The sequence below is a fragment of the Allobosea sp. NPDC055353 genome (assembly GCF_053644975.1).
The window spans coordinates 1,537,268-1,558,421 of record NZ_JBSHMC010000001.1 but is presented as its reverse complement, the minus strand read 5'-3'; the positions used below and the strand labels follow the sequence as shown (position 1 = coordinate 1,558,421).

General features: G+C 67.1%; 20 protein-coding genes, 1 tRNA gene, 1 pseudogene and 1 riboswitch. Of the genes and pseudogenes, 13 read left to right on the top strand and 9 right to left on the bottom strand.

All coding sequences use genetic code 11. The features are described from left to right. Nucleotides 1-9: 9 nt before the first annotated feature. Complete coding sequence (locus ACWIEX_RS07245; RefSeq protein WP_454032411.1) at nucleotides 10-312, top strand: hypothetical protein; 303 nt, start codon at nucleotides 10-12, stop codon at nucleotides 310-312. Between the two features lie 37 nt (nucleotides 313-349). Here ACWIEX_RS07245 and ubiG read toward each other — a convergent pair whose 3' ends face one another. Beyond that, on the bottom strand, nucleotides 350-1,111 hold the full coding sequence (gene ubiG, locus ACWIEX_RS07240; RefSeq protein ID WP_454032410.1) for a bifunctional 2-polyprenyl-6-hydroxyphenol methylase/3-demethylubiquinol 3-O-methyltransferase UbiG: 762 nt from the start codon (nucleotides 1,109-1,111) through the stop codon (nucleotides 350-352). A 132-nt stretch (nucleotides 1,112-1,243) separates the two neighbouring features. Between ubiG and ACWIEX_RS07235 the strand changes: the two genes are divergently transcribed. Further along, nucleotides 1,244-2,482 (top strand): aspartate kinase, encoded by a 1,239-nt coding sequence (locus tag ACWIEX_RS07235; protein ID WP_454032409.1) that lies wholly within the window; start codon nucleotides 1,244-1,246, stop codon nucleotides 2,480-2,482. 289 nt (nucleotides 2,483-2,771) lie between these two features. On the opposite strand, the gene ACWIEX_RS07230 is transcribed toward ACWIEX_RS07235, so the two are convergent. The 4 genes from ACWIEX_RS07230 to ACWIEX_RS07215 all read right to left on the bottom strand — a co-directional run bounded on the left by ACWIEX_RS07230 (nucleotide 2,772) and on the right by ACWIEX_RS07215 (nucleotide 8,480). Further along, nucleotides 2,772-5,903, bottom strand: coding sequence for an efflux RND transporter permease subunit (locus ACWIEX_RS07230; RefSeq protein ID WP_454032408.1), 3,132 nt, complete (start codon nucleotides 5,901-5,903; stop codon nucleotides 2,772-2,774). After that, nucleotides 5,900-7,093, bottom strand: coding sequence for an efflux RND transporter periplasmic adaptor subunit (locus tag ACWIEX_RS07225; RefSeq protein WP_454032407.1), 1,194 nt, complete (start codon nucleotides 7,091-7,093; stop codon nucleotides 5,900-5,902). Before ACWIEX_RS07225 ends, ACWIEX_RS07230 begins: the two co-directional genes overlap by 4 nt. Nucleotides 7,094-7,108: 15 nt before the next feature. Next, nucleotides 7,109-7,579, bottom strand: coding sequence for a MarR family winged helix-turn-helix transcriptional regulator (locus ACWIEX_RS07220; RefSeq protein WP_454032406.1), 471 nt, complete (start codon nucleotides 7,577-7,579; stop codon nucleotides 7,109-7,111). A 109-nt stretch (nucleotides 7,580-7,688) separates the two neighbouring features. Beyond that, complete coding sequence (locus ACWIEX_RS07215) at nucleotides 7,689-8,480, bottom strand: enoyl-CoA hydratase/isomerase family protein (RefSeq protein WP_454032405.1); 792 nt, start codon at nucleotides 8,478-8,480, stop codon at nucleotides 7,689-7,691. A gap of 171 nt (nucleotides 8,481-8,651) precedes the next feature. On the opposite strand from ACWIEX_RS07215, the gene ACWIEX_RS07210 reads away from it, so the two are divergent. The 3 genes from ACWIEX_RS07210 (at nucleotide 8,652) to ACWIEX_RS07200 (ending at nucleotide 11,848) form a co-directional block, all read left to right on the top strand. Next, nucleotides 8,652-9,743, top strand: a complete 1,092-nt coding sequence (locus tag ACWIEX_RS07210; RefSeq protein ID WP_454032404.1) for an NADH:flavin oxidoreductase/NADH oxidase — start codon at nucleotides 8,652-8,654, stop codon at nucleotides 9,741-9,743. 162 nt (nucleotides 9,744-9,905) lie between these two features. Continuing rightward, nucleotides 9,906-11,399, top strand: coding sequence for a carboxypeptidase M32 (locus tag ACWIEX_RS07205; RefSeq protein WP_454032403.1), 1,494 nt, complete (start codon nucleotides 9,906-9,908; stop codon nucleotides 11,397-11,399). A 134-nt stretch (nucleotides 11,400-11,533) separates the two neighbouring features. Further along, a complete protein-coding gene (locus ACWIEX_RS07200) occupies nucleotides 11,534-11,848 on the top strand; it encodes an Rdx family protein (protein WP_454032402.1) in 315 nt (104 codons plus the stop codon). Between the two features lie 127 nt (nucleotides 11,849-11,975). Here ACWIEX_RS07200 and ACWIEX_RS07195 read toward each other — a convergent pair whose 3' ends face one another. Genes ACWIEX_RS07195 through thiO form a run of 4 tightly spaced genes read right to left on the bottom strand, consistent with a single transcriptional unit; the run spans nucleotide 11,976 to nucleotide 14,574 of the window. Continuing rightward, nucleotides 11,976-12,611 (bottom strand): thiamine phosphate synthase, encoded by a 636-nt coding sequence (locus ACWIEX_RS07195; protein WP_454032401.1) that lies wholly within the window; start codon nucleotides 12,609-12,611, stop codon nucleotides 11,976-11,978. Nucleotides 12,612-12,625: 14 nt separating this feature from the next. After that, nucleotides 12,626-13,396 carry a thiazole synthase gene (locus tag ACWIEX_RS07190; RefSeq protein ID WP_454032400.1) on the bottom strand — a complete coding sequence of 257 codons (771 nt, stop codon included), beginning with the start codon at nucleotides 13,394-13,396 and terminating at the stop codon, nucleotides 12,626-12,628. A gap of 1 nt (nucleotide 13,397) precedes the next feature. Further along, nucleotides 13,398-13,595 (bottom strand): sulfur carrier protein ThiS, encoded by a 198-nt coding sequence (gene thiS / locus ACWIEX_RS07185; protein WP_454032399.1) that lies wholly within the window; start codon nucleotides 13,593-13,595, stop codon nucleotides 13,398-13,400. Next, a complete protein-coding gene (gene thiO / locus ACWIEX_RS07180; RefSeq protein WP_454033476.1) occupies nucleotides 13,579-14,574 on the bottom strand; it encodes a glycine oxidase ThiO in 996 nt (331 codons plus the stop codon). Before thiO ends, thiS begins: the two co-directional genes overlap by 17 nt. A 78-nt stretch (nucleotides 14,575-14,652) precedes the next feature. Then, nucleotides 14,653-14,754, bottom strand: a riboswitch (TPP riboswitch). A gap of 219 nt (nucleotides 14,755-14,973) precedes the next feature. Between thiO and ACWIEX_RS07175 the strand changes: the two genes are divergently transcribed. The 8 genes and pseudogenes from ACWIEX_RS07175 to ACWIEX_RS07140 all read left to right on the top strand — a co-directional run bounded on the left by ACWIEX_RS07175 (nucleotide 14,974) and on the right by ACWIEX_RS07140 (nucleotide 21,147). Continuing rightward, nucleotides 14,974-15,064, top strand: a tRNA-Ser gene (locus ACWIEX_RS07175). Between the two features lie 249 nt (nucleotides 15,065-15,313). Beyond that, a pseudogene (locus ACWIEX_RS07170) lies at nucleotides 15,314-15,457 on the top strand (integrase core domain-containing protein); the annotation flags it as partial. A gap of 331 nt (nucleotides 15,458-15,788) precedes the next feature. Beyond that, nucleotides 15,789-16,697 (top strand): LysR family transcriptional regulator, encoded by a 909-nt coding sequence (locus tag ACWIEX_RS07165; protein WP_454032398.1) that lies wholly within the window; start codon nucleotides 15,789-15,791, stop codon nucleotides 16,695-16,697. Nucleotides 16,698-16,792: 95 nt separating this feature from the next. Then, nucleotides 16,793-17,626 carry an NAD(P)-dependent oxidoreductase gene (locus ACWIEX_RS07160; RefSeq protein WP_454032397.1) on the top strand — a complete coding sequence of 278 codons (834 nt, stop codon included), beginning with the start codon at nucleotides 16,793-16,795 and terminating at the stop codon, nucleotides 17,624-17,626. After that, nucleotides 17,626-18,612 carry a Bug family tripartite tricarboxylate transporter substrate binding protein gene (locus ACWIEX_RS07155; RefSeq protein ID WP_454032396.1) on the top strand — a complete coding sequence of 329 codons (987 nt, stop codon included), beginning with the start codon at nucleotides 17,626-17,628 and terminating at the stop codon, nucleotides 18,610-18,612. Before ACWIEX_RS07160 ends, ACWIEX_RS07155 begins: the two co-directional genes overlap by 1 nt. 4 nt (nucleotides 18,613-18,616) lie before the next feature. Further along, entirely contained in the window at nucleotides 18,617-19,735 is a 1,119-nt protein-coding gene (locus ACWIEX_RS07150; protein ID WP_454032395.1) for a 4-oxalomesaconate tautomerase, read from the top strand. Between the two features lie 6 nt (nucleotides 19,736-19,741). After that, nucleotides 19,742-20,467, top strand: a complete 726-nt coding sequence (locus ACWIEX_RS07145) for a PIG-L deacetylase family protein (RefSeq protein ID WP_454032394.1) — start codon at nucleotides 19,742-19,744, stop codon at nucleotides 20,465-20,467. Next, nucleotides 20,464-21,147, top strand: a complete 684-nt coding sequence (locus ACWIEX_RS07140) for a 4-carboxy-4-hydroxy-2-oxoadipate aldolase/oxaloacetate decarboxylase (RefSeq protein ID WP_454032393.1) — start codon at nucleotides 20,464-20,466, stop codon at nucleotides 21,145-21,147. Before ACWIEX_RS07145 ends, ACWIEX_RS07140 begins: the two co-directional genes overlap by 4 nt. Nucleotides 21,148-21,154 lie beyond the last annotated feature (7 nt).

The following is a 21,154-nucleotide window of genomic DNA, read 5'->3' as shown; positions in this document are numbered from 1 at the left end:
GGAGAAACGATGCGCGGCTTGCTCATGATGGTCGGCCTGCCCGATATGTCCCTCATGTCCGTGGTCATCGTCCTGGCGATGGTCGTGTTCGGCGCCATGCTGCTCGGCTGGCTTGCCGACCTGCTGCTCGACGACGGCGGTTTCGGCGTGATGCTGAACACCGGAATCCTGCTGGTGGGCGCTTTCGCCGGCGCCTGGCTCTGGCACCGCTATGGCATTCCGACGCGTTTTCCGGCCGAGGCCCTGCGGGTCGTGATCGCGACCGGCTCCGGCCTGCTGCTGCTGATCGGGATGGCCGTCATCCGGCCGTGAGAGGCATCTCTCACGCCCAAACTCGGCCCAGCCCGTGCTATGGCCGGCCGCCCCGGCTGGCGGCGAGCATGTAGTTCACGTCCATGTCGCGCGCGGCGCTCCAGCGGCCGGTCAGCGGATTGAACACCACCCCGGTCTGCGTCCCCAGCGTGAAGCCGTTGCCTTCGATCGCGCCGCCGAGCTCGGCGGGCGTCACGAACTTCTCCCAATCATGTGTGCCTTTCGGCAGCCAGCGCAGGACATATTCGGCGCCGACGACCGCCAGCGCGTAGGATTTCAGCGTGCGGTTGAGCGTCGCCATCACCAAGAGGCCATCGGGCTTCACCGCCGCGCAGCAAGCGGCAACGAAGGCCTCGACATCGGCGACATGCTCGACGACCTCCATCGCCAGCACGATGTCGAAGCGTTGGCCCGCTTCCACGACCGCCTCGATCGTCTCCTCGCGATAGTCGATCGCAAGCCCGCTCTTCTCGGCATGGGCGCGTGCGACGGCGATGTTGGTCGGGGCCGGATCGAGGCCGGTCACTTCGGCGCCGAGCCTTGCGAGCGGCTCGGACAGCACGCCGCCGCCGCAGCCGATATCGACAAGGCTCAGGCCATCGAGGGCGCGCATCTTCTTGGGGTCACGCCCGAAATGCGCGCAGGCCTCGTCGCGGACGAAGGCGAGCCGGACCGGATTGAACTTGTGCAGGACAGCCATGGGGCCCTTCGGGTCCCACCAGTCGCGGGCGATCGCATCGAAGCGGGCGACCTCGGCCGGGTCGATCGTCGAGCCTGTGCGGTGGGGCGCAGCCGCCATGAACCGGTCCTTCGCTTATGCGATGCCGCATTGACACCGCGCCTGACGCCCGTCATCTACACCCGCCCCGCTGCAAGTGCGAGGGCGACCTTTCGACCCGGCTTGCCGGGGACAGCTATCGAAAAGACCGTCATGGCCCGTCTGGTGATGAAATTCGGCGGCACCTCAGTCGCCACTGTCGAGCGCATCAAGAACGCGGCGCGCCACGTCAAACGCGAGTTCGATGCCGGCAACGAGGTCGCGATCGTGGTCTCCGCCATGTCCGGCAAGACCAACGAGCTGGTCGGCTGGTGCAAGGAAGCATCGCCGCTGTTCGACCAGGCCGAGTACGACACCGTCGTCGCCTCGGGCGAGCAGGTCACCTCAGGGCTGATGGCGATCGTGCTGCAGGAGATGGGCCTGCCGGCGCGCTCCTGGCAGGGCTGGCAGATCCCGCTCTACGGCTCCGACGTGCATGGCTCGGCCCGGATCGAAAGCGTCGACGGCGCCGGCATCCTGGCGGGCTTCGACCGCAACCGCGAGATCGCGGTCTGCTCCGGCTTCCAGGGCGTCAACCCGCGCACGCATCGCATCGTCACGCTCGGCCGCGGCGGCTCCGACACCAGCGCGGTCGCGCTCGCTGCCGGCCTCAAGGCCGATCGCTGCGACATCTACACCGATGTCGACGGCGTCTACACCACCGATCCGCGCGTGGTGCCCAAGGCCCGGCGCATGGACAAGGTTTCCTTCGAGGAAATGCTCGAAATGGCCTCGCTCGGCTCCAAGGTTCTGCAGGTGCGCTCGGTCGAGATCGCGATGGTGCATCGCGTGCCGACCTATGTGCGTTCTTCCTTCGACGACCCCGAAAACCCCAATCCTGGCACCCTCATCTGCGACGAGGACGACATCGTGGAACAGCAGATCGTCACCGGCATCGCCTTCTCCCGGGACGAAGCCCAGATCACCCTCCGCCGCGTGGCCGACAAGCCCGGCGTCGCCGCGGCGATCTTCGGCCCGCTCGCCGATGCCAACATCAATGTCGACATGATCATCCAGGTCGTCTCGGACGACCAGGCGACGACCGACATCACCTTCACCGTGCCGACCGCCGATTACGAGCGCGCCAAGGCGCTGCTCGAAAGCAAGCACGACACGATCTCCTACCAGGAGATCCAGGGCGCGACCGACGTGGTGAAGATCTCGGCGATCGGTGTCGGCATGCGCTCGCATGCGGGCGTCGCGGCGCGCGCTTTCCGGGCGCTGGCCGAGAAGGGCATCAACATCCGCGCGATCACGACCTCCGAGATCAAGTTCTCGGTGCTGATCGACTCGGCCTATACCGAGCTCGCGGTGCGCACGCTGCACTCGCTGTATGGGCTGGATGCGGCCTGAGAGGACGCGCCGCGGCGCCATCCTTGAGGTCTCGCTTGGCGAGAGCCACAGAGCCATGAACGGCCCCAGAGAAGCGCAGACAGCGCGGGGAACCCCTCTCCTGTAAGGAGAGGGGTAGGGGTGAGGTGTAGGCCCCTGGACCAGTAAGCGCCAACCTTACGACTCGGCAGCGACCATCTCACACCTCATGCGGTGAGCGGCCTACCCCTCACCCTGCCCTCTCCCTCCGGGAGAGGGTTCCCCGCGCTATCCGCGCCTCTATTGGGAAACGGTAGCGGGGGCGCCTCTGTTATTCCGCCGGATGCGTGACCGGCGGCGCGTGCTTCGTGCCGCGCACGTAGCCGCCGAGCCTCACCAGCCCTTCCGAGAGCCTGTCCATGTAGAGGAACAGGACGGGCGTGATGAACAGCGTCAGCACCTGAGAGATCATCAGGCCGCCGACCACGGCGATGCCGAGCGGCTGGCGCAGTTCGGCGCTGGCGCCGGCGCCGAGCGCGATCGGCAAGGTGCCCATCAGCGCGGCGAGCGTCGTCATCAGGATCGGCCGGAAACGCATCACGCAGGCCTGGTGGATCGCGTCCTGCGCCGACTTGCCCTCGCGCCTGAGCACCAGCGCCACGTCGATCATCATGATCGCGTTCTTCTTGACGATGCCGATCAGCATCAGAAGCCCGATGATGGCGATGACCGACAGCTCGAGGTCGAAAAGCCTCAGCGCGCCCAGCGCACCCACCGCCGCCGAAGGCAGGCCGGTCAGGATCGTCAGCGGGTGGATGAAGCTCTCGTAGAGGATGCCGAGCACGATGTAGATCGTCAGGATCGCACCGGCGATCAGCAGGCCCTGGTTCGCCAGCGAATCCTGGAAGGTCTTGGCGGTGCCGGCGAGCGTGGTCGAGATCGACTTGGGCAGGCCGAGCTCGTCCTTGATCGTCTCGATGCGATTGACGCTGTCACCGAGCGCGACCCCGGCCGGCAGGTTGTAGGAGATCGTCACCGCCGGGAGCTGGCCGAGCTGGTTCACGGTGAGCTGGCCGGCCGTGCGCTCGATCCGGGCTATGGCGCCCAGCGGCACCAGCGTGCCGGTCTTGGTGCGGATGCGGATGGCGTTCAGCCGCTCGGGCGTCCAGTGCTCGTTCGGGTTGAACTCGACGACGACATCGTAGCTGTCGCCGGCGGTGTAGATCGTCGAGACCTGACGGACGCCGAAGCCGGAATAGAGCGTCGAGCGCAGGATGTCGGAGCCGATGCCGAGCGCGTTGGCCTTGTCGCGGTCGACGATGACTGTCGCCTGCAGGGCATTGTCCTGCAGGTCGGTGGTGACGTCGACGAAGGTCGAGCGATCGCGGCTCATCGCGTCCGCGAGGCGGACAGCCCAGCCGTTCATCTGCTGCTGGTCGAGCCCCTGCACGACGAGCTGGTACTGGCTCTTCGAGGAGCGCGCTCCGATGCGCAGGTTCTGCACGGGGGTCATATAGGTGTTGATGCCGGCCACCTGGGCGAGATCGCGCCTGAGCGAGGCCAGCACCGCCTGGATATGAGGCCGCTCGTCGAGCGGCTTCAGCTCGACGAAGAGCCGCCCGGCATTGAGCGCGCTGCCGCCGCCGCCATTGCCGCCGACGGTCGAGGCGACATGCGCGACATAAGGCGACTTGCGGAAGATGTCGGCGACCTCGGCCTGCAGCTTCTGCATCGCCTCGAAGGAGATGTCCTGCCGCGCCTCGGTCGAGACCTGGAGCTGGCCGATATCCTCCTGCGGGAAGAAGCCCTTCGGCGCGCTCTGGAGCAGCCAGACGCTGCCCGCCATGGTCAGGAAGAAGGCCAGCAGCATCAGCGGCTGGACGCGCAGGCAGAGCTTCAGGCCAGCGTCATAGCCGGCGAGCAGCTTGTCGAAGCCCTTCTCCAGCCAGCGGCCGAGCGCGTTCTCCTGATGATGTTCGGAATAGCCCGAGAGCAGGCGCGAGCAGAGCATCGGCGTCAGCGTCAGCGAGACGAAGGCGGAGGCCAGGATCGAGACCGTCACCACCACCGCGAACTCGTTGAAGATGCGCCCGATGACGCCGCCCATCAGCAGCACGGGGATGAAGACCGCAACCAGCGAAAGCGAGATCGAGATGATGGTGAAGCCGATCTCGCCGGCACCCTTCAGCGAGGCTTCGAAGGCGGAAAGCCCGTCCTCCTCCATGTGGCGGACGATGTTCTCGAGCATGACGATGGCGTCGTCGACGACGAGGCCGACCGAGAGCGTCAGGCCGAGCAGCGAGATGTTGTCGATCGAGAAACCGAGCAGGTACATAGCGGCAAGCGTGGCGATGATCGAGATCGGCACCGCCACCGCCGGAATGAAGGTCGCGGCCACCCGGCGCAGGAAGACGAAGATCACCATGACGACCAGCGCTATGGTGAGCAGCAGCGTGAACTGCACGTCGTCCACGGCCTGGCGGATCGAGGTTGAGCGATCGTTGAGCAACGAGAGCGAGGCCGCCGCCGGCAACTGATCCTCGAAGGCCGGGATCATCGCCTTGACGCGGTCGACGACCTCGACGGTGTTGGCGTCGGGCTGGCGCTGCACGGCGAGCACGATCGCCGGCGTGCCGTCATAGTTGCTGCGGGTCTGGGTGTTCTCGACGGAGTCGATCACCCTGGCGACGTCGCCGAGCCGAACCGGCTTGCCCGAGCGCGTGGTGATGATGACGTTGGCGAACTGCGCGGCATTGGCGAGCTGCGTCTTCGCTTGAATCGTCAGCTGCTGGGCCGTGTTCTGGATCGTGCCGACCGGCGTATTGGCGTTGGTCGCGGTGATCGCGGCTTGCAACTCGTCGAGACCGATGCCGCGCGCGGCGAGTGCGGTCGGGTCGATCTGGATTCGCACCGCATATTTCTGGCTGCCCCAGATCAGCACCTGCGCGACGCCGTCCACGGTGGAGAGCGCCGGCGAGATGACCTGCTGGGCGAAGGCGTCGAGCTGCGAGAGCGGCACCACATCGCTCTTCAGCGCCAGCAGGATGATCGGCGCATCGGCCGGATTCACCTTGCGATAGCTCGGCTGGGTCGTCATCTCGGCCGGCAATTGCCGCTGGGTGCGGGCGATCGCGGCCTGCACATCGGCGGCGGCCGCGTCGATATCGCGATTCAGCACGAACTGGATGGCAATCGAGGTGGAGCCCTGCGAATTCGTGGTCGAGATCGAGTCGATGCCGGCGATGGTCCCGAACTGCTTGATCAGCGGCGTCGCGACCGAGGTCGCCATCGTATCCGGCGAAGCGCCGGGCAATTGCGCGGAAACATTGACGACCGGGAACTCGGCGCGTGGCAGCGCCGCGACCGGGAGGAAGCGGTAGGCGAAGAGTCCCGCCAGCACCAGCGAGACCGACATCAGGATGGTCGCGACCGGGTGGCGGATGCAGAAGGCGGAGACGTTCATGACCGCGTCCCCTCCGCGACCGGCGTGGCCTGCGCCGGCTTCTCGCCCGCAGCCGCTCGCTCGCGCACCCGCGTGCCCTGCTTCAGGCGCATCTGCCCGTCGGTGACGACGCGCTCGCCCGGCGCGATGCCTTCGGTCACCGCCGTGCGCTCGCCATCGCTGAGCGCGACCTTGATCTGGCGAAGATCGACCGTGGAATCCGGCTTGATGACGAAGGCGTAAGGCCCCTTCTGCCCGGTCTGCACGGCAACGGTCGGGATCACCGTGACGCCGGAAAGCGTCTCCGGGATGATCTCGACATCGACATATTGCCCAGGCCAGAGGCTCAGGTCGTCATTGGCGAAGGCGGCCTTGGCGGTGATCGTGCCGGAGGTGATGTCGACGGTCGAATCGACGAAATTGAGCTTGCCCTCGGCCGCCGTGCGGGCCGCATTCGGCACGCGCGCGGTGACCGGTACGGGCTTCGCCGCGGCGAGCGCCCCTTGCAGGGTCGGCAATTCGCTCTCCGGCATGGCGAAGGAGACGCGCAGCGGCTTCATCTGGGTGATGGTCAGAAGGCCGGTGCCGCTGCTGTTGGCGCTGGCATTGACGAGATTGCCCGGCGTGACCTGCACCGTGCCGATGCGGCCGTCGATCGGCGCGGTGATGCGGGTATAGCCCAGCTTGAGCCGGTCGGCGTCGAGCGTCGCATGGTCGCCCTGGATCGAGGCGGCGGAGCTGCGCTCGTCGGCCGTCGCCTGATCGACCTGCGCCTGCGTGCCGGCGTTGCGGGCGAAGAGCTGCCTGTAGCGGTCGAGATCGGCGAGATTGCGGGTATGGGTCGCCTCGTCGCGGGCCAGCATCGCCTCGTCCTTGGCGATCTGAGCCTTGATGTCGCGATCATCGAGGGTGAAGAGCAGATCGCCGGCCTTGACGAACTGTCCGTCCGTGACGTGCTGGGCCGTGATCTGGCTGTCGATGCGCGAGCGCACCAGCACGCTCGCCGGCGTCTCGACGAAGCCGATGGCGTGCTTGCGCACCGGGAAATCGGCCTGGATCGCGGCAGCGGACACCACCGCCACAGCGGCCCCCTCGCCTCTCCCGCCGCGCGCGCTGCGAGCGGCCTCGGGGGTGCGCGAATGCAGGTACCAGGCGCCGCCGGCAGCGAGGCCGACGACGATGACGCCGATGATCAATCCTGAACGCTTCATAGTCTGTCCACTCGCTCAGGCGGCACTGCCGGCGGAAACCGACGGCTTGTCTTCGGATCGGGTACGGGTCTGTTCGCGGATCGCGGACAAGGTTTCGAGCGCCGACAGGATCGCCACCTCGTCGACGCCGCCAAGCACCTCCTGAGCGATCTCGGTGCGCACCGAATCGAGATCGTCGACCAGCGCCCGGCCTTCCGGGGTGAGAAAGAGGCGGTAGGCGCGGCGGTCGGCAGGATCTTCGCGGCGCTCGATCAGGTTCTGGCTCTGCAGGCGGTCGAGCAGGCGGGCAAGCGAGATCGGCTGAAGGTCCATCTGCTCGGCAAGCGCGGCCTGATTCAGCCCTTCCTGCCGCCTGAGCCGGGACATCACGCCCCATTGCGCCCGCGTCGTGCCGTGCTGGCGGGCGCGCTGCTCGACATAGGTCCTGAGCAGACGCGAGGTTTCGACGAGCTGGAACATCAGTTCCCGCCGCAGGGGTCGTTTCATTCGCAGGCCTCCCAACCGTAAGCCTGCTTATCATATGTGCGATTACGGCATTTTCAGGAGCAGATTGTGCAACGCACGCAAAGGTGAACTGGCGCTGCAGCCGTGCCCATCACCGGCCGGTGAAAGCGGCTGACCGCTTTTCCAGAAAGGCCGTCACGCCCTCGCGGAAATCGTCAGTCGCCGTCGTCTCGCGGAAGGCGTCGCGCTCCGCGTCGAGATGATCTGCGAGATCGGCATCCGGAGCTTCCGTCAGGAGGGTGCGGATGCGGCCATACGCACCGGTCGGTCCCGCCGCGAGCTTGCGGGCCAGCACCAGGGCCTCGTCGCGCGCCTGAGCAGCCGGCACGACGCGGTTGACGAGGCCGATCTTCAGCGCGTCCTCCGCGCCGAAGGTCTCCGCCAGAAGCGCGATCTCGCGGGCCTTCCGCTGACCGACGAGGCGGGCAAGCCGGTAGGTGCCGCCGAGATCCGGCGTCGCGCCGATCCGGGCATAGGCCATGGTGAAGCGCGCATCGTCGGCCGCGACGGCGAGATCGGAGGCGAGCGCGAGGCTGAAGCCGCCGCCGGCGATGGCCCCGTGCAGGCAGGCGACCGAAGGCTGCGGCAGGGAATCGAGCAGGCGCAGCGCCTCGTGCAGCGGCGCCATAATCGCCTCGATGCCGGCCGCGATATCGTGGCTCGCGAGGAATTGCGAGACGTCGCCGCCGGCGCAGAAGGCCCGGCCATTGCCTTGCAGCAGGATGGCACGCACGTCGCCGCTGGAAGCGATCGCCTTCACCTGCCCGAGAAAGCGCTCGGCCATCGGCGCGTCGATGGCGTTCAGCACGGCCGGCCGGTTGAGCGTAAGGATGGCGACGCCGCCGTCACGGGTGAGCTGAACGGAATCGGAAGCGTCGGACATGGCGGTCTCCGAGGATGAAGGGTCGCGTCGAGGCTAGCATCGAGAGCGCCGGCGCCGCGAGGTGCATCTGCACGCATCGGGCATCGCGTTTGCGCGAGGGCCACTGGCCTTGCCGGCGCGAAGGCTTCTAGACTGTGCCGGAAACCTGCCCCTTCGAGACCCATTCCCGACATGAGCCAGCTCTTCAGCCCCTATCAGCTCGGCAGCCTTACGCTTGCCAACCGCATCGTCATCGCCCCGATGTGCCAGTATTCGGCACAGGATGGCTGCGCTAGCGACTGGCACACCATCCATCTCGGTCATCTCGCGCTGTCCGGCGCCGGCCTCCTGATCATCGAGGCGACGGCCGTCGAGCTGGACGGGCGCATCAGCCCGTTCGATCTCGGCCTCTGGTCCGACGAGACCGAAGCCGCGCTCGGCAAGGCGCTGGATTCCGCCCGCCGCTGGTCGGACATGCCGATTGCGATCCAGCTCGCCCATGCCGGGCGCAAGGCCTCTCTCGCCCAGCCCTGGAAGGGCGGCGGCCAGCTCGGCCTCGACCAGGGCGGCTGGACGGTCGAAGCGCCCTCGGAGATCGGCTTCGAGACCTATCCGCGGCCGCCGCGCGCGCTCACAAGCGACGATATCGGCCGGTTGATCGAGGCTTTCGCGGATTCGGCCCGGCGGGCCGTGCGGCTCGGCCTCGCCGCGATCGAACTGCATGGCGCCCATGGCTATCTGATGCACCAGTTCCTCTCGCCGTTCTCGAACAAGCGCGAGGACGATTATGGCGGCTCGCTCGAGAACCGCATGCGCTTCCCGCTCGAAACCCTCGACGCGGTGCGGGCGGTTGTTCCGGCAGGCTATCCGGTCGGCTTCCGGATTTCCGGCACGGACTGGGTCGAGGGCGGCTGGGATATCCAGCAGAGCATCGCCTTCGCCCAAGCTGCCAAGGCGCGCGGCGCCGATTTCATCGACATGTCCGGCGGCGGGCTCTCGGCGACGCAGAAGGTTCCGCTCGGCCCCAACTATCAGGTGCCGCTCGCGCGCGCCGTGAAGCAGGCGACCGGCATCACCACCATGGCGGTCGGCCTGATTACCGAGGCCGAGCAGGCCGAGGCGATCATCGGCACCGGCGAGGCCGATCTCGTCGCATTGGCGCGCGGCATCCTCTACAACCCGCGCTGGCCCTGGCACGCGGCGGCCCAGCTCGGCGCCACCGTCAAGGCGCCGAACCAGTATCTGCGCTCACAGCCCAGACAGTATTCCAAGCTGTTCGCGTAAGGGGGGTCACACCGCCGTCATTCCGGGCGCAGCGAAGCGGAGACCCGGAATCCATCGTAGAATGCGACGCCCTTCGATGGATTCCGGATCGGCGCGGCTACGCCGCTTGTCCGGAATGACGGAATCCCTTCCTTTCATGTCAGCCCCAGACCCGAGAGCCGCATGACCGCCTATTCCGACCTCTCCGCCCATTTCGGCCGCATTGCCGCGCTGTCGAACGCCATCGGCATCCTGCAATGGGACAACGATGTGATGATGCCGAAGGGCGCGGCCGAGACGCGGGCCGAAAGCATGGCCCTGCTCCAGGTCATGCGCCATGGCCTCTCCACCGATAGCCGTATCGGCGACTGGCTCACTGATGCCGATAACGACGGCGGCCTTGGCGCCTGGGAGAAGGCGAACCTGCGCGAGATCCGCCGCGTCTGGACCGTCGATACCGCCTTGCCCTCCGAGTTGGTGGAAGCGTCGAGCAAGGCGATCTCGGCCTGCGAGATGCGCTGGCGGCAGGCGCGGGCCGATGCGGATTTCGCCGGTCTCCTGCCGTATTTCGCCGAGGTCCTGAACCTGCAGCGCCAGATCGGCCAGGCCAAGGGCGAGAAGCTCGGGCTTTCCGCCTATGATGCCCTGCTCAACGATTACGAGCCGGGCGGCCGTTCCGCCAAGATCGACGCGCTCTTCGACGACCTCGCCGCCTTCCTGCCAGGCTTCACTCAGGAGGCGCTTGCCGTGCAGACGCGCCGGCCGGCGCTTCCGGCGCTGGAAGGCCCGTTCGCGACCGAGACGCAGCGGGCGCTCGGCCTCAAGTTCATGGCGGCGCTCGGCTATGATTTCGAGCGCGGCCGGCTCGATATCTCGACGCACCCGTTCTGCGGCGGCGCCGACAACGATGTCCGCATCACCACGCGCTACGACGAAGCCGATTTCACCAAGGCGCTGATGGGCGTGCTGCACGAGACCGGCCACGCGCTCTACGAACAGGGCCGCCCGCAGGGCTATCTCAACCAGCCGGTCGGCGCCGCGCGCGGCATGAGCCTGCACGAGAGCCAGTCGCTCCTGATGGAGATGCAGGCCTGCCGCTCCCGCCAGTTCCTGAACTATTCCGCACCGCTGATGCGCGAGAGCTTCGGCGGCACCGGCCCGGCCTGGGAAAGCGAAGCGATGTGGCACCGCTACACCCGCGTCGAGCCCGGTTTCATCCGCGTCGATGCCGATGAGGTCACCTACCCCGCCCATGTCATCCTGCGCTACCGGCTGGAAAAGGCCCTGATCGCCGACGAGATGCCGCTCGCCGAACTGCCCGCTGCCTGGAATGCCGGGATGAAATCCCTGCTCGGCGTTACGGTCCCCAACGACCGGCTCGGCTGCCTGCAGGACATCCACTGGCCGTCGGGCGGCTGGGGCTATTTCCCGACCTATACGCTGGGCGCCATGACCGCGGCCCAGATCTTCGATGCCGCCTGCAAGGCGGAAAGCGCGATCCTGCCCGGCATCGGCAAGGGCGATTTCAGCCCCCTGGTCGGCTGGCTGCGCGCCAATATCCACGGCAAGGGCTCGCTGCTCCCGACCGACGACCTGCTGACCGAAGCCACCGGCCGGCCGCTCGACGCCTCCGTGTTCAAGGCGCATCTGCGCCGGCGTTATATCGACGAGGCGTAAGGGCCTTCATTTTATTTAGTTGAAACAAAAACTTAGCTCATAGCTAGCGGCTGATCGGCCATGCAGCTTTCGAGCTTGCATCGAGGCGCTTGAAGCGGGATGTCGAAGACGACCTCCCGCTTCGGTGACCGATCATGACCCAGACCAAGCCCGCCCCCCGCATCGCCATCACCTATTGCTCGATGTGCAACTGGATGCTGCGCTCCGCCTGGCTCGGGCAGGAGCTGCTCTCGACCTTCGGGCAGGATCTCGGCGAGGTCGCGCTGATCCCGCGCACCGGCGGCATCTTCCAGATCCATTACGAGGGCGAGCTGATCTGGGACCGCAAGGCCGATGGCGGCTTCCCGGATTCGAAGGTGCTGAAGCAACGCGTGCGCGACCGGCTCGACCCCGCGCGCAGCCTCGGCCATGTCGACGGGCACACGATGCCGGCCGAGGCGGAGAGCTGAGGCTTTCTTCCTCCTTCGAAACTATTCGCGGTCATCCCGGACAAGCGGCCTCAGCCGCGCCGATCCGGGATCCATGCCTGAACCTGCGCCGGAAGCGCTCCGGAATGGATCCCGGGTCTCCGCTTCGCTACGCCCGGGATGACAGCGTTGAGGCTGCCGCTACGTGCTTCCGCGTCGCGGCGATCCAGGCCTTCAGCCGGCCCTCGGGATCGGCGTTCAGGGTGATGTCCGTCACCGCCGCGACGATATCGGCGCCGGCCTCGAAGACACCCGGCGCCCGCTCCAGCGAGATGCCGCCAATGCCGACAAGCGGCAGCTCACCGACGCGGCGCTTCCATTCGCCCAGCCGCTCCAACCCCTGCGGGCCGAAGCGCATCTGCTTCAGGATGGTCGGATAGACCGGGCCGAGCGCGACATAGTCCGGCTTGGCCGCGAGCGCGCGCTCCAGCTCGGGCTCGTCATGGCTGCTGATGCCGAGCTTCAGGCCGGCCTTGCGGATCGCGCCGAGATCGGCGTCGTCGAGATCCTCCTGGCCGAGGTGCAGCCATTCGCAGCCCTCGGCGATGGCGAGCTTCCAGTAATCGTTGACGACGAGCACGCAGCCGGCCGCGGCGCAGAGCGCCTTCGCCCGGGCGATCTCGCGCGCGACCTCGGTCTCGGGGCGGTCCTTGACGCGCAATTGCACCAGCTTGACGCCGAGCGGCAGCATCCGCTCCAGCCAGTCGGCGCTGTCGAAGATGGGATAGAACGGATCGAGCTTCATGCAGGAGCAATCTTTCAGGCGAGGAAGGCTTTGCCCATGACGGGCGTGGAGGGAGCCGCCATGTCGCGTGCCTCGATCGGTTGCGCGGCGAAAGCCTGGCGGCCGGCGCGGATGGCGAGCGAGAAGGCCTCGGCCATCGCAGCGGGATCGCCAGCCTTGGCCACGGCGGTGTTGAGCAGGATGCCGTCATAGCCCAGCTCCATCGCCTGCGCGGCATGGGAGGGCAGGCCGATACCCGCATCGACGACGAGGGGCACATCCGGGAAATGCTGGCGCAGGCTGCGCAGGCCATAGGGGTTGTTGAGCCCCCTGCCCGATCCGATCGGCGCGCCCCAGGGCATCAGCACCTCGCAGCCGGCATCGAGCAACCGCCCGCCGACGACCAGGTCCTCGGTGGTGTAGGGAAAGACCTTGAAGCCGTCGTCAGTGAGGATTCGCGCGGCCTCGACCAGCGCGATCACGTCCGGCTGGAGCGTGTCGTCCTCGCCGATCACCTCGAGCTTGATCCAGTCGGTACCGAAGACCTCCCGCGCCATCTGCGCCGTGGTGACGGCTTCCTTGACGGTGTGGCAGCCGGCCGTGTTCGGCAGCACCTTGACGCCGAGCTCGCGGATCAGCGCCCAGAAGGCCTGCCCGGCGCCGCCGGACGATTCCCGGCGCAGCGAGACGGTGACGACCTCGGCGCCGGAACGCTTCACCGCCTCGGCCAGGATCGCCGGCGATGGGTACTGCGCCGTGCCGAGGAAAAGGGGGTTCTGCGGCTCGAAGCCATAGAAGGACGCCATCTCAGCCTCCCTGCATCGGCGCGACGATCTCGATGCGATCGCCCTCGCTCAGGGCCGTCTCGGCGCGCTTACGGGCCGGCACGAAATCGCCGTTCACCGCGGTCGCGACGATGCGACCGGTGAAGCCCAGCTCAGCCAGCGCCTCGGCCAGCGTCTTGGCGGCAACGGTCTGGGGGGCTCCGTTAAGCAGCAAGGTCATGCAGCATCTCCGGTGTTGCTTGCGGGTTCAGCGCGGCGTCGGCTGCCATCCGCGCCATGGCGGGGCTGAGCAGGAAGCCGTGGCGATAGAGCCCGTTGACATGGATCACCCGGCCGCGCCGCGTCAGCCGCGGCAGGTTGTCGGGAAAGGCCGGGCGGGCATCGGTGCCGATCTCGACCACCTCCGCCTCGGCAAAGGCCGGATGCAGCGCATAGGCTGCACCAAGCAGTTCGAGCATGGCGCGGGCCGAGATGCGGCGGCGCTCGCCGCTCTCGATCATCGTCGCGCCGACCATGAAGAGCCCGTCCGCGCGCGGCACGATGTAGAGCGGAATGCGCGGATGCAGCAGCCGGACCGGGCGCGACAGGCTGATATCGTCGCTGCGCAGCAGCAGCATCTCGCCCTTGACGCCACGCAGCTCCGGCAGGACGTCCCGCGCCGCCAGCCCGCGACAATCGACGACGAGATCGGCGTCGAGATCGGCCGGTTCCACCGGGCTGTCGAAATGGATCGCGGCACCGTTGGCGATGAATCGTTCGGCCAGGGAGGCGATCGCCTTGCGCGGGTCGAGATGCCCCTCGCCCGCAAAGAACAGCCCGCGCGAGAAACGCCCGGCCAGATCGGGCTCCAGAACGGTGACGGCCTCTCCGTCGATCTCCTCGAAATGGCTGGTGCGCTGACCGAAGCGGCGCAATTCCGAGCGATCCCGGCTCGGCGCTACAACGAGCGTGCCGTTGCGGCTGACGCCGCCGGCATGGCGATCCCACCAATCGGCCGCCTGCTGCCCGAGCCGGATCACCGGCTCCTCGGCGCTCTCGCCTTCGCACCAGGGCGCGAGCATGCCCCCTGCGAACCAGGAACAGGCCTCGGCGCCGATATGCGGGCCGCGCTCATGGATGGTGACCTGGGCGCCGCGCGCCAGCAATTCGGTGGCGCAGGCCAGGCCGACGACACCGGCGCCGACCACGGCGACGTTCAGGCTGGAATGAGGGCGTTCTGCCGTCATGCTCTTCCCTGCTCCCGGGAAGGCAGCGGCCTGGGGCACGAGCAAAGTGTCTGCGAGCCGAAGACCGTTCCCTTCGCCGGCATTACCCGGATCAGGTACGATGGGTTGGCGCGAACCGCACCTCTCAGCCTCTCGGCACCCCAACGGACGGCATCAATCTAGTGGCTGCCCGGCGGAGGAGCAAGGCGAGCCGGTGCAAGGCCCCTGTGCAGCAGCCTTCAATCCAGCCGCTGCACCCCTCCGTCTCTTCGGCCCCTCCATTACCAATGGAGCGCTCTATGATCGGCTTTGCGTGCATGCACAGGCGAAGCGAAGGAAGTTGCGGACGAGGCTTGTCAAACGGCTCTGCAATCAGGCATAGAGCCTCTCGCCGGAGACGTGGCCGAGAGGCTGAAGGCACTCGTTTGCTAAATGAGCATACCCCACAAGGGTATCGAGGGTTCGAATCCCTCCGTCTCCGCCATTCTTTTTTCCTGTTATTTTTCAATCCCTTAGCCTGGAATTTGCAAGCGATTGTGTAGCAAAAGCGTGCGTGCTTTTGTGTAGCGCCCCGCTTCCGCATACGATGCTGAGAACGGCGAACTGCCGGAATCGGGTCGTGGGGCGCCGTGCACGTCTTTCTCAGTCACAACAGCGCCGACAAGGTGCTTGTCCGCTCGCTCGCCCTGCTACTCGCAGGCAAAGGCCTAAATCTGTTCTTTGATGAATGGGATATGCCAGCGTGTCGGAGGCCCGCGCCTCGATCGGCCGGTATCTCGACTTCTATAACAGCCGGAGGCCTCATCAGGGGCTGGCTCGACAGACGCCCGACCAGGCTTACTTCAACGCGCTGCTGCCAATCCCGGCCGCGGCATGACCAAGGCGGAAACCCACTTAGCGACAGCCCGCAAACTGTTCAGACAAACCGAGCCTGCTCTATTTGGCATCGCGTGAGATTGGCGATCTCTTCCTCGTTCGTGCCGGAGTAGTCCTGCGGCAAAGGGTAAATCGAACAACCGCACACAAGCACTACGCAAAGCGCGAAAGAGGATTGCTCTGCAACTTTCGCGGGACGCAGGATGGGGGCGGCTTTGGACCAGAAGCGCCCACAAGCGGAGATCAAGCGCCTTCCGGGAAGCGGGCCTTCGCAGTGCATAAATGTCTAAGCCATGGGATCGCATCGTCCCGCTGTCGTGATAGCAAATCGTATGCGCGCCGACGTTCTGGGCCTTCAGGCCTTTATCAGCATCGCCGAGCGCGGCAGCTTCCGGGCTGCCGCCTCCCATCTCAACCTGTCGCAGACAGCGCTGAGCCATCGGGTGAGCAAGCTCGAGGAATCGCTGGGCACGCCGCTCTTCCTGCGCACGACGCGGCAGGTCTCGCTGACGGCGGCAGGCACGACCCTGCTGCCACGCGCCCGGCGAATCTTCGAGGACCTCGGTTCGGCGATCGACGAGGTCAGGGTGGATGTCCGCGAGGGCGACACGGAAGTCTCGGTGGGTTGCCTGCCGACGGTCGCAGCGCATTGCATGCCATCGGTGATCGCCGCCTTCGCCAAACGCCACCCAGGGCTGGGCGTCAGGGTCCACGATAACTCGGCCTCCGAAATCGCCGACAAGGTACAGTCCGGCGAGGCCGAGTTCGGCGTGACGATCGTCGCCGCCAACCGCTGGGACCTCGAGCTCAAGCCTGTGGTCAAGGAACCCTTCGTGCTTGTCAGCCACCGCGACATGCCGCTGGCCCAGGCGGCGGCGCTGACATGGGCCCAGCTCCAGGGGGAACCGCTCGTCCGGATCAGTGCCGAGACCGGCAACCGCATCCTGATCGACGATGCGCTCGGCTCCCGCCGCGAGGCCCTGACCTGGCGCTACGAGGTGCAGCGCGTGGTCACCGCCGTCAGCCTCGTCCGTTCCGGAATCGGTTACGCCATCGTCCCGCAGCTCGCGCTCGACGTAGTCGACGCCGGCGGCCTGGTCGCGATCCCGCTGCGCGCCCCGGCAATCACCCGGACGCTAGGCATCATCACGCGCAAGACGATTCCCTTGCGCCCCGCAGCCCGCGACCTGCTGTCATTGCTGAGCACATCGCTCAAGCGCAGCATTGCGCGCCCCAATTGATGAATCTGATTGCTCAATCGCTGCATTCTTATCATTTGATGAGGCAATGAGCTTGCTCCACCCTTGCTGCGGGAAGAAACGCACAGGGAGTGGTGATGATGGCTGGTTCAGCACCGGCAGCGATCGCGTTCATCGGCTTCGGTGAGGTCGGGCAGACGTTTTCGCGTGGCCTCATGGCCAATGGTGCCACCGGCATCCGTGCCTATGACCTGTTGTTCGACAGCGCTGCCGGCCGGCGACTGGAGGACGCCGCGCTACAGATCGGCGTCGGTCGCGGCGCCACGCCGGCCGAAGCGTGCGCCCAAGCGGATTTCATCTTCTCGGCGGTGACCGCAGATCGTGCCGAGGCCGTGGCGGCCGAGGCGGCGCGCTGGCTGAAGCCGGGGCAGATTTTCGTCGACGTCAATTCGGCCGCGCCTTCCACGAAGCAGCGCGCGGCGCAGGCGGTTGCGGCCAGCGGTGCTGATTATGTCGAGGCGGCGGTGATGGCGCCGGTGCTCAAGCCGGGGCTGAAGGTCTCGATCCTCGCCGGAGGCCCGAAGGCCGAGGCCGCGTCCGGGGTACTCAACGCACTGGGCATGAATCTGACACCGGTCTCCGAGCAGTTCGGCCGGGCCTCGGCGATGAAGCTCTGCCGCAGCATCGTCATTAAGGGGTTGGAGGCCCTGATGGTCGACTGCGCTGCGGCCTGCGAGACCTGGGACGTCAAGGACCCGGTCTTCGCCAGCCTGCACGCGACGTTCCCGTCGATCGATTTCCATGCGCTCTCCGTCGATATGCGCGAGCGCGTCGCGACCCATGGCGTCCGGCGTGCAGCGGAAATGCGCGAAGCCGCCGAGATGCTTGCGGCCGCCGGTCTCGCACCGGGGCTCGCCAGCGCCGTCGCCGATGCCCAGCAACGCGGGGCGCGCCGCAAGGGAGATATCTGATGCAGCCCGATCGCCGCTCCGTCCTCGCCGGCCTGGGCAGCGCGGGCTTCTCCGGCCTCGTCCCGGCGCAGGCCCAGCCGGCATGGCCGAGCCAGATCATCCGCGTCGTCGTGCCGTTCACTCCGGGCGGCAGCACCGATGTGCTGGCGCGATTGATCGCCGCCAAGCTGGAACAGGTCATCCCCGGCAAGGGCTTCGTCATCGAGAACCGGCCGGGCGCCGGCGGCATGAGCGCGGCCGGCCAGGTCGCGAAGTCGGACCCCGACGGCCATACGCTGATGATGGGCCATATCGGCACGCTCGCCTTCGCGCCTTCGCTGTACCCCCATGTGCCCTATGATCCGGTCAAGGATTTCCAGCCCGTCGCGCTCGTGGCGATGGTGCCGAACATCCTCGCGATCAACCCGCAGCTACCCGCGAAGACGCTCGGTGAGTTCATCGCCTATGCCAAGGCCAATCCTGGCAAGCTGAACTACTCGTCCGGCGGCCAGGGCAGCGCCGCCCATATCGCCACTGCCTACCTGACCTATCGCGCTGGCATCGACGCCGTGCATGTGCCCTATCGCGGCACGGCGCCCTCGGTGAACGACCTCGTCGCCGGCAATGTCCAGTTCACGCTGACGGGTGGCCCTGCCGTGCTGCCGCTGGCCGAGGGCGGGCAGCTCAGGGTGCTCGGCGTCGCCAGTCGGGACCGCGTCGGGTTCGCACCGGGCCTTCCGACACTCGCTGAAGGGGGGCTTCCCGATTTCGAGGCGGTGCAGTGGTATGGCGTGGTCGCTCCGGCGAAGACGCCGCGCCCGATTATCGACCGGCTCAACCCGGAGATCAACGCACTGTTGACGCAGCCGGACTTCGCGGCGGCGCTGGCCCGGGATGGCGCCATCGCGCGGCCCGAGACGCCTGATGGCTTCGGCAAGCTCATCGCCTCCGAGCTGATGCTCTGGCGCGACGTGATCGCGCGCGCCGGCATCAAGGCGGCGGAGTGAAGCGATGGCCCAGTTCGCCGTTCCCTGCATGCTGATCCGCGGCGGCACCTCGAAGGGCGCCTATTTCCTGCGCGACGACCTGCCGGCGGAGGTCGCGGCACGCGACGCCTTCCTGCTCGCGGTGATGGGCTCACCCGACAAGCGGCAGGTCGACGGCCTCGGCGGCGCGCATCCTTTGACCAGCAAGGTCGCGATCGTCTCCCGGTCGAGCGAACCGGATTGCGATATCGATTTCCTGTTCGCACAGGTCGGCATCGAGACCGCGCAGGTCGATACGACGCCGAATTGCGGCAATATTCTCGCCGGTATAGGGCCGTTCGCGCTGGCGCGGGGGCTGGTGAAGGCAGGTGGAGCGCGCACGACCGTCCGCGTCCGCACCATCAACACCGGCACCATCGCCGATCTCACCATGGACACCCCCGATGGTGAGGCGGGCACCGAAGGCCATGCGCGCATCGACGGCGTGCCCGGCACCTCGGCGCCGATCGATATCGGGTTCCTCGATGCGGAGGGCTCGGTCTGCGGTTCACTGCTGCCAACCGGCAACGTCGTCGATGTGATCGAGGGCATCCCCTGCACGCTGATCGACAACGGCATGCCGGTGATCGTGATGCGCGCCGCCGATGTCGGGCGCAGCGGCTATGAGCCGCGCGATCAGCTCGACAAGGATGGGGAGATGAAAGCACGGATCGACCGCATCCGGCTTGCCGCCGGGCCGCTGATGAACCTTGGCGATGTCGCGAAGAAGGTGGTGCCGAAGATCGCGCTCGTTGCGCCGCCGCAGGCCGGCGGCGCCATCTGCACGCGCAGCTTCATCCCGCATGAATGCCACGCCTCGATCGGCGTCTTCGCGGCCGTGACGGTCGCGACCGCAGCGGTGCTGCCAGGGTCGCCGGCCGCTTCGGTTGCTGTGATGCCGCGAAGCCGGGAGCGCACGCTCACGGTCGAGCATCCGACCGGCGAGTTCACGGTGACGCTGACGGTCGGCGGAACCGCCCAACGCCCGGTGATCGAGCGCGCCGGGCTTCTGCGCACCGCGCGCATCCTGATGGAGGGCCGTGCCTTCGTGCCGGCGAGCAATATGCGGCCATACGCGCCGAACGAGCTGACGAGAGAGGGCTGAATCCCGATGGCGAACCTGCAGAAGACAGGATTGGTGATCACCGCGCATCCCGGCGATTTCGTCTGGCGGGCGGGCGGCGCGATCGCCCTGCATGCCAAGCGCGGCCTGCGCGTGAAGATCCTCTGCCTGTCCTATGGTGAGCGCGGCGAGAGCCAGTTCGCCTGGAAGAAGGCGGGCGTCCGCATGGAGGACGTCAAGGCGCAGCGCCGCGAGGAGGCGCAAGCCGCGGCCGAACTGCTGGGCGCCGAGATCGAGTTCATGGATGCCGGGGATTATCCGCTGCGGACGACGCCGGATATGCTCGACCGCGCCATCGACATCTTCCATGAGCTCAATCCCAGCTTCGTGCTGACCCATGCGCTGGAAGACCCTTATAATGTCGACCACCCGGAGGCGACGCGCTTCGCCCAGGAGGCCCGCATCATCGCGCAGGCCGCCGGGCACAAGCCCGATCCCGAGCGCGCCTATGCCGCGTCGCCGGTCTTCCTGTTCGAGCCGCACCAGCCCGAGCAGTGTAATTTCAAGCCGAACGTCATCCTGAACATCGACGAGGTCTGGGAGCAGAAGCGCAAGGCTTTTGAGATCCTCGCCGCGCAGAAGCATCTCTGGGAATACTACACCCGCGTCGCGCTGAATCGCGGCATGCAGGGCGGCCGCAACTCGGGCAAGGCGATGACCTATGGCGAGGCCTATCAACGCCTCTTCCCGGAAGCGCTGGAGGTGCTGGCATGACCCCCGTCGTCATTCGCACGAAGAAGCGCGCGCCGGCCGCGGCGATGGCCGATCTCCGGGAACTCGGCGTCTCCACGACCCATGAGGCGATGGGCCGGACCGGCCTGCTGAAGCCCTATATGCGGCCGATCTATCCGGGCGCGCAGATCGCGGGTGGAGCCGTCACCGTCCTCGCGCAGCCCGGCGACAACTGGATGATCCATGTCGCGATCGAGCAGGTGCAGCCCGGCGACGTGCTCGTCGTCGCCTGCACCACCGACAATACAGACGGCATGTTCGGCGACCTGCTCGCGACCTCGCTCAAAGCGCGCGGCGGTGCCGGCCTCGTCATCGATGCCGGCGTGCGCGACGTACGGGTGCTGACCGGAATGGGGTTCCCCGTCTGGTCCCGTGCGATCTCGGCCAAGGGCACGGTCAAGGCGACGCTGGGCTCGGTCAACGTGCCGGTCGTTTGCGCCGGGGCTCTGGTCCATCCGGGCGATGTGATCGTCGCCGACGATGACGGGGTCGTGGTGGTGCCGCGGCTGGAGGCGGAAGCGGTCGCTGCCGCTGGCCGCAAGCGGGAGGCGGCCGAGGAGGAGAAACGCCGGCGCCTCGCCTCCGGTGAGCTCGGGCTCGACATGTACGGGATGCGCGAAGGCCTCGCCAAGGCGGGCCTCGTCTATCGCGACGACGACTGAGACCAAA